Below are 13,362 nucleotides of genomic sequence, written 5' to 3' on the forward strand. Positions count from 1 at the left end.
GCGGGGGTGGCGGAATTGGTAGACGCGCTGGATTTAGGTTCCAGTATCTTAGGGTGTGAGAGTTCAAGTCTCTCCCTCCGCACCATCTTTATTTAGATGTAAAACTAGAAAGCTAATTGTTGGAATATCGCCAAGCGGTAAGGCAGCAGGTTTTGATCCTGCCATTCCCAGGTTCAAATCCTGGTATTCCAGCCACTTTCTCTACCAATGAAAGTGTTTATATAATTAGCAGCTTGTAGCTTAACTACAAACCCTGCGGGGGTGGCGGAATTGGTAGACGCGCTGGATTTAGGTTCCAGTATCTTAGGGTGTGAGAGTTCAAGTCTCTCCCTCCGCACCATCTTCTTGATGTAAAATTAAAAAGTAATTATTGTTGGAATATCGCTAAGCGGTAAGGACTGAAACAGAGGTTTTGATACTTCTCCTCGTCCCCAGACTAAAATCACTGGTTCAACGATTGAATTGAAAGTAATTATTGTTGGAATATCGCCAAGCGGTAAGGCAGCAGGTTTTGATCCTGCCACTCTCTATTCTTCCCTAGATTAAATTCACTGGTTCAACGTTTGAATTGAAAGTAATTATTGTTGGAATATCGCTAAGCGGTAAGGACTGAAACAGAGGTTTTGATACTTCTCCTCGTCCCCAGACTAAAATCACTGGTTCAACGATTGAATTGAAAGTAATTATTGTTGGAATATCGCTAAGCGGTAAGGACTGAAACAGAGGTTTTGATACTTCTCCTCGTCCCCAGACTAAAATCACTGGTTCAACGATTGAATTGAAAGTAATTATTGTTGGAATATCGCCAAGCGGTAAGGCAGCAGGTTTTGATCCTGCCATTCCCAGGTTCAAATCCTGGTATTCCAGCCACTTTCCCCACCAATGAAAGTGTTTATATAATTAAAGCTTGTAGCTCAACTACAAACCCTGCGGGGGTGGCGGAATTGGTAGACGCGCTGGATTTAGGTTCCAGTATCTTAGGGTGTGAGAGTTCAAGTCTCTCCCTCCGCACCATCTTTCAGATGTAAAAGTTAGAAAGTAATTATTGTTGGAATATCGCCAAGCGGTAAGGACAGAAACAGAGGTTTTGATACTCTCTATTCTTCCCTAGATTAAATTCACTGGTTCAACGTTTGAATTGAAAGTAATTATTGTTGGAATATCGCCAAGCGGTAAGGCAGCAGGTTTTGATCCTGCCATTCCCAGGTTCAAATCCTGGTATTCCAGCCACTTTCTCATTATTGATGAAAGTGCATTTACAGTCGCATAGCTAGTAGCTTAACTACTCACCTGCGGGGGTGGCGGAATTGGTAGACGCGCTGGATTTAGGTTCCAGTATCTTAGGGTGTGAGAGTTCAAGTCTCTCCCTCCGCACCACTTATACTTCCTAAAGTTAACCTCCTTCTCGATAAACATTAATATACACCTCTTATATATAACTACCTTTCCTTACATTATTAATTTTCCATTTTTATCATTACTCAAAAAACAGTATTGTTTTCTTACCCATAAATTTTCTTACCCTTAAAAAACGAACCGAAGCCCGCTGTTGATTCATTCGACACATTATTACGAAAAAACTATGTTAAAAAACACCACCCATCGCATGTTTTAATACTTGCGCCTTCAAAGGCCCTGCATTATTTGCCAACCTTAAAGCACTGTTTCGTAATAATTTCAAAGGTGCTAACTCATTAGAAAAGCCAAAGTAACAGGCATCCATCATGCTCATCATTGCTAAATTATCTTTTCGTCGTGCTTTTTCATACGCTTTTAATAAAGTAAACGCACCTAAATCAGGCTGATCCGCCAAACAATCAGCTAACGCGGCGACATCTTTAAACCCTAAGTTAACTCCCTGCCCTGCCAACGGATTAATTGTATGCGCTGCATCACCGATTAGCACCACTCGCCCTCTACTATAACTATTGGCATGTTGGCGAGTCAGCGGAAACACCGCTTTTTCACAGACACTGAAGTCACCTGGTAACTCAAAGAAATACGCCTGAATTTGCGCTTTAAGTTGAGCGTTGCTCATTTTTGCCAACGTGGCTAATGTGTCACTGTCTTGATACCAAATTAAATTTGCATAAGGTGCTTGCATAGGTAAAAACGCAATGGGGCCTGATGGCTTGAATTGTTGCCATGTTTTTATTTGTTGCTCAGCATCTAACTTTATTAATATTCCCATACAACTTTGTTGATACTGCCAACCCGTAGTCCCTATATCGGCTAATTGACGTACTTGAGAGCGCCCGCCATCGGCCGCAATTAATAGGTCAGCGGCGTAACTCTTATCAGCATAGTGCAAAACCACATCCTCTACACCATACTCAACCTCTGTTGGCTGACTGGCTACTTGCTCGACGCTAATACCCCACTTTTCGAATTGATGCCATAAACTAGCTTGTACTAAACTATTTTCAATTAAGTGACCTAAGTGACTCTCTGCCATATCAGCACTATCAAATAAGAGTCGATTTGAGGGTTGTTCATATGCTTCAAGTTGTTGATAAAGCGCAATCCTACTCTGACGCAATACCGGCATGGCCCCGAGTTCATCGAGTAACGCTTCTGAGAAACGATTAATGGCAGAGATGCGAATATCAACCTTATCGCTACTAAGCACATTTTCAGGAGTTATGAGCTGATGTTCTAAAACAGTCACATCTGCACCTTGCATTGCTAGTTTTACCGCTGCAGCTGCGCCAACCATGCCGCCACCAACAATCACCACCTTGTTTTTCATGCCTTTTGCCTTAATCAAATGAATGCCTTTAAATTGTATCGTAACTTATGCAGTTTTGTCCGTTTGTAATGCAGGAAATACGCTTATGTTTGATCCCAGTTTCTAAAGTTAAAAACTATACTTGGCTAGTTACGCTAGGTCATATAAAATACGCGTCCTTTAAGCTTTGTGGTTACGAAACACTGATCGCTTTGCAAACGTCAAATTGCGCGCTATGTGCTGAAGTCCGAATTGAATACGAGGCAATATTTCAATGAGTAAAAAATTGCATATTAAAACCTGGGGTTGTCAGATGAATGAATATGACTCCCAGAAAATGGCAGATCTGCTAGATGCCACTAATGGCTATCAATATACCGAAGAAGCAGAGCAAGCGGATGTCATCTTACTCAATACCTGTTCAATTCGTGAAAAGGCACAAGAGAAAGTATTTCATCAGCTGGGTCGCTGGAAACTGCTAAAAGACGATAACCCTGATTTGGTTATTGGTGTCGGTGGCTGTGTTGCCTCACAAGAAGGCGATACAATTCGTAAGCGTGCCCCCTTTGTTGATATCGTTTTCGGTCCGCAAACATTGCATCGTTTACCTGAAATGATAAAACAAGTCCAAAACAAACAAGGTTCTGTGGTTGATATTTCATTCCCTGAAATCGAGAAGTTTGACCGTTTACCTGAGCCTAAAGCTGAGGGCCCTTCTGCATTTGTTTCGATTATGGAAGGCTGTTCTAAATATTGTACCTTCTGTGTTGTACCATACACACGTGGTGAAGAAGTCAGTCGTCCGTTAGATGACGTCTTACTAGAAGTGGCTCAGCTAGCAGAGCAAAACGTGCGTGAAGTAAATCTACTTGGGCAAAACGTAAACGCTTATCGTGGTGAAACACACGATGGTGAAATCTGTTATTTCTCAGATCTTCTGCGTTATGTGGCAGCCATTGATGGTATTGACCGTATTCGCTATACCACATCTCATCCTGTTGAGTTTACGCCTGACATTATCGACGCATACGAAGACGTACCAGAGCTAGTTGATCACTTACACTTGCCCGTACAAAGCGGTTCAGACCGTGTATTGAACTTAATGAAACGTGGTCATACTGCACTCGAGTACAAATCAACAATTCGTAAATTACGTAAAGTGCGCCCTAACTTGAGTATGTCGTCTGACTTCATCATTGGCTTCCCAGGCGAATCTACCGCAGACTTTGAAGCAACAATGAACCTGATCAACAGCATTGGCTTCGATATGAGCTTCAGCTTTATCTACTCAGCACGCCCCGGCACGCCTGCAGCTGACTTGCCTGATGATGTCACAGAGCAAGAGAAAAAAGAGCGTCTTTACATTTTGCAAAACCGTATCAACCAAATGTCACAAGACATTAGTCGTAAAATGTTTGATACTGAGCAACGTATTTTAGTTGAAGGTCCATCAAAGAAAAATCCAATGGAGTTACGTGGTCGTACTGAAAATAATCGCGTAGTAAACTTTGAAGGCCCGCACTCAGTGATCGGTCAGTTTGTTGATGTACGTATTACAGAGGCACTACCAAACTCATTACGTGGTGATTTAATTCGTACCGAGGCTGAAATGAACTTACGTAAAGAGGTAGCGCCATCATCAATTTTAAATCGCGCACCCGCTGAACCAGAAGCCGATGAGCTAGGTGTAGCGACTTTTACACCATAACGCTAATTTAAATTACGCCAGCATATGCTGGCGTAATTATTACAGGAAGCAATTTTGAGTAGTCCAACAAAAAATATTGAGTTTTATCTAGAGCCATCTGACAACGCACGCCTTTCTTCTTTGTGCGGACCTTTCGACGAGAATGTAAAACAAATTGAACGCCGTATCGGTGTCGAAGTGACTCACCGTGACAATTGGTTCAAAGTCACAGGTCAAGCTGTCCAAGTTAAAGCAGCTATGGATATTTTAAAGACACTTTATGTTGATACCGCCCCTGTTCGCGGTGAAATCAAAGAGATTGAACCCGATAATGTTCATTTAGCAATTACTGAGTCAAAGTGTTTAGAACAAGACTCGCCAAGCGTATGGGACAAAGAAGTTTACATAAAAACTCGCCGTGGTGTCATTAAGCCTCGTAATCAAAACCAAAGTCAGTATGTTGCTAATATCTTAATGCACGACATTTGTTTTGGTGTTGGCCCTGCTGGTACCGGTAAAACCTATTTGGCTGTGGCCGCAGCCGTTGATGCCTTAGAACGCCAAGAAATTCGTCGTATCTTATTAACACGCCCAGCGGTTGAAGCAGGTGAAAAACTCGGCTTTTTGCCTGGCGATTTAACGCAAAAAATAGACCCATATCTACGCCCGCTTTATGATGCCTTGTTTGAAATGCTCGGTTTTGAAAAGGTCGAACGCTTAATTGAAAAAAATGTCATTGAAGTGGCACCTTTAGCCTATATGCGTGGTCGAACACTTAACGATGCATTTATTATTTTGGACGAGAGTCAAAACACCACTGCTGAGCAAATGAAAATGTTCTTAACCCGCATTGGCTTTAATTCCAAGGCGGTGATCACAGGTGATATTACACAAATAGATTTACCCAGAGGTGCGCGTTCAGGACTACGTCATGCAATCGACGTATTGGGGGATGTTGACGAAATATCATTTAACTTTTTCAAATCCCACGATGTTGTTAGGCACCCTGTGGTCGCTCGTATTGTCGAAGCCTATGAGAAAAAAGAAGAAGCTGAGCGTAAAGAAAAAGCCGCAAAAGAATTAGCGCGTCATAACGCAGCAAAGTCGGACTAAGAGTTACTATGAGCATTGAATTAGATTTACAAATTGCCTGTGAGTTCGAGAATTTACCCTCTCACGAGCAGTTTGAACTATGGGCGAGTAAGGCACTACAGCCTTATCACGAGAGCCCAGAGTTAACCATTTTAATCGCTGACGAAACACAAAGCCAAGAGCTCAATAGCCAATACCGAGGTAAAGATAAACCAACGAATGTATTATCGTTTCCTTTTGAAGCTCCTCCTGGTATAGAATTACCACTTATTGGCGATTTAATTATTTGCCCTCACGTGGTTAAGCGTGAATCTATTGAACAAGAAAAGCCTTTCCACGAACATTTTGCACACATGGTGATCCACGGGTGCTTGCATTTATTAGGGTTTGACCATATAAATGAACAAGACGCGATAGAAATGGAAAGCCTTGAAAAAGAATTTCTAGCCGAGATAGGGATTTCAGACCCCTATCGCGATGATATTTAAACGATGGAGTAAGACATAGTAATGAGCGACGATAACTCGCATAGTAGCCAGGGTTCTTCTAGCAAAACCTGGTTGGGACGCATCACTCAGATGCTGCAAGGGGAACCCCAAAACAAAGAAGAGTTGGTAGAAGTCATAGCTGATGCTCAGGAACGTGATTTAATCGATCCTGAAACAAAAGATATGATGGAAGGTGTATTAGGTGTCTCAGAACTAAAAGTTCGCGATATCATGATCCCGCGCTCACAAATGATCACGCTCGATGTAGATGAGTCGTTAGAGCAGCAATTACCAAGTATGGTTGAATCATCGCACTCACGCTTTCCTGTGATCTGTGAAGATAAAGATCATGTAGAAGGTATATTGCTGGCTAAAGATTTATTACCTCTGATCTTAAATAAAGATGCAGCCTTGCCTGGTATTCGAGAATATTTGCGCCCAGCGATTGTCGTACCCGAGAGTAAACGCGTTGACACGTTACTCAATGAGTTCCGTCAAAAGCGCTATCATATGGCCATAGTTATTGATGAATACGGTGGTGTATCAGGCTTAGTTACTATCGAAGATATTCTTGAAATTATTGTTGGCGAAATCGAAGATGAGCATGATGATGACGAAGAACAACAAGATATTCGTCAATTATCAAAGCATGTATATATGGTGCAAGCGCTAACACCCCTTGATGAATTTAATGAGTTCTTCAAAACGGGTTATGATACTCAAGAAGCTGATACGATTGGCGGGATTATTCTCCATGCTTTTGGCCATATGCCAAGTAGGGGTGAAACAATTGATATAGACGGCTTGCAATTTAAAGTCACTAATTCTGATAATCGTCGTATTATTCAACTACAGGTCAGCGTACCCAAGACCGAGCATGTTGAACAAGAAACTGAATAAACTCGTTACCCTTTCTAAAGATTTACGCGCATGGCTTGCATTCTTTGCAGGCCTATCGCTGACCTTTGCTTATGCGCCATTTAACCTCTGGCCTCTCGTTTTTGTAGCCATAGCTATTGCCTGTTATTGCACTGATGTTCAATACTCAAAACAAGCAGCTAAATATGGTTTTATTTTTAGCTTTGGCTGGTTTGCTGCAGGGATAAGCTGGGTGCATGTCTCTATTTCACAGTTTGGTGGGCTACCCTTGCCAGTTTCACTATTACTTATGGCGCTATTGTGTGGATATTTAGCATTGTTTCCAACACTTGCGTTTTTATGTGCACATAAGTTTAGCCGAGCACCATGGCAACGCGTATTTTTACTCATTAGTGGTTTTGCTATTTTCGAATTTTTTAGGGGCAAGCTACTAACTGGTTTTCCATGGCTCAGCTTTGGCTACACATTAACAGACAGCCCGTTTAATCGCCTTGCCCCCCTTATTGGCGAAATGGGCTTAACGCTAATGTGCGTATTGCTCGGCGCTTGTTTATATGCGCTCGTCACTGCTCGGCAATATTTATTATCTACCTTTACTGTAATCGCCGTTTCCTTGCTATTTTTGCTTAGCCACTTTGTACAATCACCTTCGTACAATCACAAAACTATTACAACGCTGTTAGTACAAGGTAATATTCAGCAAAGCCTGCGTTGGGAGCCTGAACAATTTTGGCCGACTATGTCAAAGTATCGCGATATAACGCGCGTTCATTGGCAAAACACTGATTTAGTAGTTTGGCCTGAAGCTGCGATTCCTGAAATAGAAGACATCGCATACCCTTTTTTAGAAGGGCTAGACAAAGCTGCTGCTTTTAATAATACCGCGGTTATTACGGGTATTCCTGACTACCAATTTAACACTAAAACCGTATACAACACCCTTATAGTATTAGGTAAAAAGAATAACAATGATCAAACTGGGCATTACCAATACCTGCACCCAAACCGATATCAAAAACACCAATTACTACCTATCGGAGAGTTTGTTCCTTTTGAAGAGCTATTGCGACCGTTAGCCCCTTTATTTAATTTGGCAATGTCATCTTTTAACCGTGGTGAACGCGTACAAACAAACCTTATTGCTAATGGGCTGAATATCCTACCGGCTATTTGCTATGAAATCGCGTTTAGTGAATTAGTGCGAGACAATTTTACAGAAGAGTCTGATTTACTATTCACTGTCAGTAATGATGCATGGTTCGGCGACTCCCACGGACCCCATCAGCATATGCAGATTGCGAGAATGCGCGCACTAGAACTACAACGTCCATTAATACGCGTCACCAACAATGGAATTACCGGTGTATTTGACCCAATATCAAAAATTCAAACCTCTTTGCCACAATTTACCGATGATGTGTTAAAAGTAGATGTTAAACTCATTAGCGGTATTTCCCCATTCAGCCGACATGGTCAAACACCAATGTGGTGGATTGTGATTGGTATGTTAATCAGTGTGATTTTAGTCAATGCAAAGCGGCTTGTAGCCGCTAAGTTAGAACGACATTTTTTGTAGTAGGGATCAAACAACGCAGTCGAGAGCTTTACACCAAAGCCTCTCGACTTAAAAGTTATTGAGGGAGAGAGAAGAACCCAAGACGGTTTAACTCATCTCCTTTAAATTTGAGTGGATCTTGGATACGACATGCCCCGTTATCTCGAATAAAGTTCAAAACATCCGCCACATCATCATCTTTTTTCATACATGCTAGTGGGACCATATTCCGAATAATATCACTCGGTTGAAATTGCCACTGCTCATCTTCTGATATGAGTTTACTCTGTTGATACACAGCATAAGAGGTCGCTACCGGCGCTGCCCAAGAGGAGTGAAGTTCCCACTCTGACGCATAACGCATACCAAAAACATCAGATATCATTTTAGGAGTGCTATTGGTCACATCAGAGTTAAACCCTTTAATTCCAAAATTTATATACAAGTCTATATGCTCATGCCCATCAAAGTGTTGTTTAAAGTTATTAAAAACGTCCCGCCACTGAACTTTTCCATCATTGTCCAATGGGGAGTCTTGCTCCACTGTTGTGTAAGAAGCGACTCTGACACGGTTATCATAAGCGACCGTATCTAACACGCTACTCGCTTCATCAACCCCTCTTATTCCAGCTTGAATACCCAACACATCCGTTGAGCTAAACATCACATCGTATACAGGTTTAACCGCCAATAATAAAGAGGTTGCTTCACCACTTTGCAACGTACCTTCACACTTATTATTAAAGGCATTCGTTACATGATCTTGTGTGTAACCGCCTGAGAAGTTTACAAAATTAACACCATACTTATCAATCGCATTTGCTTTAAGAGAATCCGCTGCACTTTGCATATACGACAGCAATGCATTGCTATCTTTATTGCACATTAAATCACTGTGCTGCAGAAATGGTAAAAAGCTCGCAGTGTCAACTAACACAAATTCAGCTTTAGGAATATGCTCCGCCAAATACCCTAGCACCATAGTCCCATGTGTCGCATATATCATATTGGTATCGGGATCAAAGATGTCACTAGGTACCTTTTCTGTATAAACCTTCGCAAGTTCCTCTAACCATTTAGCAGGTATAAAGCCCGGAACCATCGCGCCATTTTGATTGGGGTCCTCAAAAGTAAAGGTATCTAGTTGTGACATCAACTGTTGACCCACTTTAGTCACTTTAATACTAGGATTGCTTTCAATAAACGCCTTATTTTGCACATCATACTTAAGGTAGGCTTTAATTCGACTGCGATAACGCAAAATAGCTTGAAACTCCATCCCTGCATCCAATACCATAATCGTTTGCTTATTATCCGTTCGTACTTCATCAAAGCTGCCATTAGAAAAAGATATACTTTCAACCGTACACAGCTCATGTTGTTCAGTGATATTTACATTACAATCAACCGCTTCATCACTAAACCATTGCTTTTTATCTGAAATATAACCTTCACTTTGAGTTTTAAGTGCCTGTAAAGAAACCATCGGATCTATCGGTTCCGGTGGTGGCTCTGGTGGCGGTACGACAGGATCTGTTGGTGGTACGACAGGATCTGTTGGTGGTACTACTGGATCGGGCAGCTCTGCTACAGGGGGCTGTGGGAGTTCATTATCAGATGACGAACCGCACCCAAAAAGGAAAATACTTGAGGCTGCACCGAGGGCGATTGCAGCTGTTCTAAGTTGTAACTTTATCATAGGACTCCTTCCACATTAAGTTCACTCAGTGATAGACTAATTTTCATGAATTATTCGTAACTGAAAATGATCAGCTACGAATAATATATATTAACATCTGAAATAATAAAATATAACAATTGTTATTTATTGTTACTGGGCTAAATATCCCAGCCGGTTCAATTCATCTGAGCGATGCTTAAGGGGGTCTTGAATTCTGCATTGGTTCGAACCGTTTCGAATAAATTGGTACAAACTCCAAGAGTAATAACCACCATAGTTATAACAATTGTATGAAATCAATTGATTTTTCAGCAAATTAGGTGAAAATACGGCATGAGGATTGACCTCATAAACTTTACTTTGTGTATTGATTGCATGTGAAGTAACAACAGGCGCGGCCCAAGACGAAGACAATAAAGCCCAGTCAGGAGCATACTGCATGCCAAACATATCAGAAGTCATTTTAGGCGTTTGATTTCGCTGAAAAAAATTAACACGACCATAACCGAAGTTGACGTACATATCTATGCTTTGATTGCCATCGAATTCACTTTTAAATTTATCGAACACATGTTGCCAACCAGAGTCGCCATACACAGAAACATTAGTATCGAAGGTTTCTGTTGTATAAGGCTGAACTCGAATTCTATTCACATATTCGATAACATCTAATGCGTCAGCATTATTGCTCGCGTCCCTTTTTCCTGATTGAATCCCCAGCGTATTTGGTGACTCAAATAAAGTTTGATAAACCGGCTTCAAAGACTCCAACAATTTTTGCGCACGAGAGTCTGACAAATTACCTGAACACTCATTTCGCAGCCACGCCTGTTGCACATGTGAACGTGTAAAACCGCCAGAATAGTTTACATACTCAACACCATGTTCATCTATCACGTCTGTTCGTAACGAGCTTGCAGCAGTTTGCATATAAGATGAAAGCGCATCATGATCTTTATCACACACCAGTGATTTATGCTGCAAAAGCGGTAAAAAGCTCGCTGTATCAATTAATACAAATTCCGCTTTAGGATTATGCTGAGCCAAATAACCAAGCACTTTAGAGCCATGACTAAAATGCGTCACTCCGGTCACATGATCCGCTGTATCCGCAGGCGCCGCAGCACCATATGCGAGTGCTAAATCTCTTAACCATGCTGAAGCCAAAAAACCAGGCTTCTGCTGTTGAGTATTAAAGTCTGTGTATTGAAATTGATCTAACTCAGTCAATAACTTCTTACCCAACTTGGAGATAGCAACACTTGGATTACTCTCAACAAATGTCTGTGATGACACATCATAACTATAATGTGCCTTGATCCGACTACGATACCTTAAGACACTTGCCAAATCCATGCCTGAGTCCAAGACTAATACCGTTTGACGACTATCAACGCGTGCTGGGTCATGCGCACCATCATTGAATTCAACATGGGTAGTATCACACATGGTATGCGCACTTTGCTCACATTGAATACCTTCTTGCGATATCCAGTCAACTGTTTGAGTTACATACTCATCACTGAATACTTTAGTTGGATGAGAAAATGAAAGAGCTGGCAGTGAAGAAGTGCCGAACATCAATGCACTCACTATTGATAACTTAACCATTACTAGATCCTTGTTTGTTAAATAATGCTTGTACGCGCGCGATAGACTCATCAATACTAGAGTTTCTTAGAAAAACTGAGCCAAAAATATTTGCATATATCTTCCGTACCCGATCATGTTGCTCATCACTGTAGCCGAGCTCAGTCATCACTGTTTCAGGATGTTCAAGTACCTGTGATTCTTCAAACGTATTAATTGAAGCATGCACCAACTCTTCTAAGTCTAAATCTTGGCGTTTCAGAAACGCTTGGTTATCTAAGGCTTGCTGGTCAAGTACTTCAGCCAGCTTAACTGTGGTATCATACAATTGGTACGGTTCACCCTGATTTGCCAACTCCTCAAGCAGCTTGATTGAATAAACTCGTGCTAAAGCTTGCTCTTCCCCAAAGTTCTGCCTCGCGCTTTCTAAATTAAGTAAAGTGTTTTTTGCAATGTCGACAGTATCAGAATCTTTTAATAACTCTTGTAATTCAGCTTTCATAAAAGCAGATGAATTAAATTTTCCAACAGACATTTGCATACGCTCGAAAGCAACTAACATACGCTCTTTTGTATTAACTTCACCACTTTTTGGTAAAGGCTTTTCAGAATCGATTTTGTCGCTAATCTTTGCGCCAATTTGCTCAAGCTTGGCTGTATTCGTTGTTATTAAAGGCTGTACCACATTATCATTTTTTTTACTTAATCCACTATGCTCAACATCGACCATATAGTAAAGAGCAGCTCCAACGAACACTATAATTGATGCTGTCGATAGAACGATCCTTTTTGTACCCATCTTAAACCTCCAGAGAAATGTAACGTAAGGTAAAGGAAGCCTGCGCTCCCTTTACCTTTAGAAGGTTACTTGCGAATAATTACTTTACCAAGGTCAGCATGAAGCTGATTTTGCCATGTAAGGTCACCCACAAACATGCCATTTGCAACAATGATGTGGCTTGTTTTAGCGTCGCCATTTGTCTCAAAGTTGTAAACATCATGCTTAGTGAACTCACGAGTGATTGATGTTACTTCAAGCTCAGTTCCCTGTGCATTTAGCATCGTTTGGCCAGCTTTAACATTTTTTGCAGAAATCATAGTACCGTCACCTAACAACATACCGTGGTGCTGAGTAACTTTTAGCTCGTTACCATCTTCAAATGTAAATACATATAAAGCTGGAGTTTCAGGGCCCTTAGTACGAGTTTTCATTTCAAACGAGTCAGTACCTAAGTCGTTTAATGTCGCTTCGCCTGATAACGCGACAAGGCCAAATGAGTTATCTAGCTCTTTTGCACGAATATCTTGAATTGAGCCATCCTTCAATACACGAATAAGTGTATCTTGCTCAAAGCAACCACACTTACATACTGCTGCAATATTTTGGCTGAAAAAGTCAATGATTGGATAGAAGCCATTTGCTTTACCCCAATCAGCAGCGCGACGAGAGATCTTGCCATTATCTACAGCCCAATTAATTCTCATGTGACACTCGCTTTGAGAAATTGGTTGATATACACAACGCCCAGCTACACCCGCATCAACTTGAGCACGGTTAGAGTATGTAGCTAAATCCATCGTTGCACTCGCATTGAATGCAAACAAACTCACTATTGCAGCAAAAAATAAAGATAGTACTTTCATGTTCAGTTCCTTTTTAAC

General features: G+C 41.3%; 10 protein-coding genes and 7 tRNA genes. 12 read left to right on the top strand and 5 right to left on the bottom strand.

The window, feature by feature from the left end; genetic code table 11:
- The 7 genes from PAUR_RS13490 (at position 1) to PAUR_RS13520 (ending at position 1,377) form a co-directional block, all read left to right on the top strand.
- Positions 1–85, top strand: a tRNA-Leu gene (locus tag PAUR_RS13490).
- Between the two features lie 35 nt (positions 86–120).
- Positions 121–195: transfer RNA gene (locus tag PAUR_RS13495), tRNA-Gln, on the top strand.
- Positions 196–255: 60 nt separating this feature from the next.
- Positions 256–340, top strand: a tRNA-Leu gene (locus tag PAUR_RS13500).
- A 455-nt stretch (positions 341–795) separates the two neighbouring features.
- Positions 796–870 (top strand) — tRNA-Gln (locus PAUR_RS13505).
- A gap of 59 nt (positions 871–929) precedes the next feature.
- A tRNA-Leu gene (locus tag PAUR_RS13510) sits at positions 930–1,014 on the top strand.
- Between the two features lie 141 nt (positions 1,015–1,155).
- A tRNA-Gln gene (locus PAUR_RS13515) sits at positions 1,156–1,230 on the top strand.
- A gap of 62 nt (positions 1,231–1,292) precedes the next feature.
- Positions 1,293–1,377: transfer RNA gene (locus tag PAUR_RS13520), tRNA-Leu, on the top strand.
- A 208-nt stretch (positions 1,378–1,585) separates the two neighbouring features.
- Here the strand turns inward: PAUR_RS13520 and PAUR_RS13525 are convergent.
- Positions 1,586–2,749, bottom strand: a complete 1,164-nt coding sequence (locus tag PAUR_RS13525) for an FAD-dependent oxidoreductase (protein ID WP_192508211.1) — start codon at positions 2,747–2,749, stop codon at positions 1,586–1,588.
- A 253-nt stretch (positions 2,750–3,002) separates the two neighbouring features.
- Between PAUR_RS13525 and miaB the strand changes: the two genes are divergently transcribed.
- Genes miaB through lnt form a run of 5 tightly spaced genes read left to right on the top strand, consistent with a single transcriptional unit; the run spans position 3,003 to position 8,450 of the window.
- Positions 3,003–4,436 (top strand): tRNA (N6-isopentenyl adenosine(37)-C2)-methylthiotransferase MiaB, encoded by a 1,434-nt coding sequence (gene miaB, locus PAUR_RS13530; RefSeq protein ID WP_192508212.1) that lies wholly within the window; start codon positions 3,003–3,005, stop codon positions 4,434–4,436.
- Positions 4,437–4,490: 54 nt separating this feature from the next.
- Complete coding sequence (locus tag PAUR_RS13535; RefSeq protein ID WP_192508213.1) at positions 4,491–5,528, top strand: PhoH family protein; 1,038 nt, start codon at positions 4,491–4,493, stop codon at positions 5,526–5,528.
- Positions 5,529–5,536: 8 nt separating this feature from the next.
- Entirely contained in the window at positions 5,537–5,995 is a 459-nt protein-coding gene (gene ybeY / locus PAUR_RS13540; protein ID WP_192508214.1) for an rRNA maturation RNase YbeY, read from the top strand.
- Positions 5,996–6,016: 21 nt separating this feature from the next.
- A complete protein-coding gene (gene corC / locus PAUR_RS13545) occupies positions 6,017–6,895 on the top strand; it encodes a CNNM family magnesium/cobalt transport protein CorC (RefSeq protein ID WP_192508215.1) in 879 nt (292 codons plus the stop codon).
- Positions 6,873–8,450: an apolipoprotein N-acyltransferase gene (gene lnt, locus PAUR_RS13550; RefSeq protein ID WP_192508216.1), complete on the top strand. Its 1,578-nt coding sequence runs from the start codon at positions 6,873–6,875 to the stop codon at positions 8,448–8,450. Before corC ends, lnt begins: the two co-directional genes overlap by 23 nt.
- Before the next feature lie 55 nt (positions 8,451–8,505).
- Here lnt and PAUR_RS13555 read toward each other — a convergent pair whose 3' ends face one another.
- The 4 genes from PAUR_RS13555 to PAUR_RS13570 form a co-directional block, all read right to left on the bottom strand.
- On the bottom strand, positions 8,506–10,128 hold the full coding sequence (locus tag PAUR_RS13555; protein ID WP_192508217.1) for a hypothetical protein: 1,623 nt from the start codon (positions 10,126–10,128) through the stop codon (positions 8,506–8,508).
- Between the two features lie 132 nt (positions 10,129–10,260).
- A complete protein-coding gene (locus tag PAUR_RS13560; protein ID WP_192508218.1) occupies positions 10,261–11,721 on the bottom strand; it encodes a hypothetical protein in 1,461 nt (486 codons plus the stop codon).
- Positions 11,714–12,499 carry a hypothetical protein gene (locus tag PAUR_RS13565; protein ID WP_192508219.1) on the bottom strand — a complete coding sequence of 262 codons (786 nt, stop codon included), beginning with the start codon at positions 12,497–12,499 and terminating at the stop codon, positions 11,714–11,716. Before PAUR_RS13565 ends, PAUR_RS13560 begins: the two co-directional genes overlap by 8 nt.
- A 65-nt stretch (positions 12,500–12,564) precedes the next feature.
- Positions 12,565–13,344: a Hint domain-containing protein gene (locus PAUR_RS13570; protein ID WP_192508220.1), complete on the bottom strand. Its 780-nt coding sequence runs from the start codon at positions 13,342–13,344 to the stop codon at positions 12,565–12,567.
- Positions 13,345–13,362 lie beyond the last annotated feature (18 nt).

The organism is Pseudoalteromonas aurantia 208 (assembly GCF_014858725.1).
GTDB lineage: Bacteria > Pseudomonadota > Gammaproteobacteria > Enterobacterales > Alteromonadaceae > Pseudoalteromonas > Pseudoalteromonas aurantia.

Bases quoted from the DNA above. Each gene is read 5' to 3' on its own strand.
- PAUR_RS13525 (WP_192508211.1), bottom strand. From the start codon at position 2,749: ATGAAAAACAAGGTGGTGATTGTTGGTGGCGGCATGGTTGGCGCAGCT.
- miaB (WP_192508212.1), top strand. From the start codon at position 3,003: ATGAGTAAAAAATTGCATATTAAAACCTGGGGTTGTCAGATGAATGAA.
- ybeY (WP_192508214.1), top strand. From the start codon at position 5,537: ATGAGCATTGAATTAGATTTACAAATTGCCTGTGAGTTCGAGAATTTA.
- corC (WP_192508215.1), top strand. From the start codon at position 6,017: ATGAGCGACGATAACTCGCATAGTAGCCAGGGTTCTTCTAGCAAAACC.
- lnt (WP_192508216.1), top strand. From the start codon at position 6,873: ATGTTGAACAAGAAACTGAATAAACTCGTTACCCTTTCTAAAGATTTA.
- PAUR_RS13555 (WP_192508217.1), bottom strand. From the start codon at position 10,128: ATGATAAAGTTACAACTTAGAACAGCTGCAATCGCCCTCGGTGCAGCC.
- PAUR_RS13560 (WP_192508218.1), bottom strand. From the start codon at position 11,721: ATGGTTAAGTTATCAATAGTGAGTGCATTGATGTTCGGCACTTCTTCA.
- PAUR_RS13565 (WP_192508219.1), bottom strand. From the start codon at position 12,499: ATGGGTACAAAAAGGATCGTTCTATCGACAGCATCAATTATAGTGTTC.
- PAUR_RS13570 (WP_192508220.1), bottom strand. From the start codon at position 13,344: ATGAAAGTACTATCTTTATTTTTTGCTGCAATAGTGAGTTTGTTTGCA.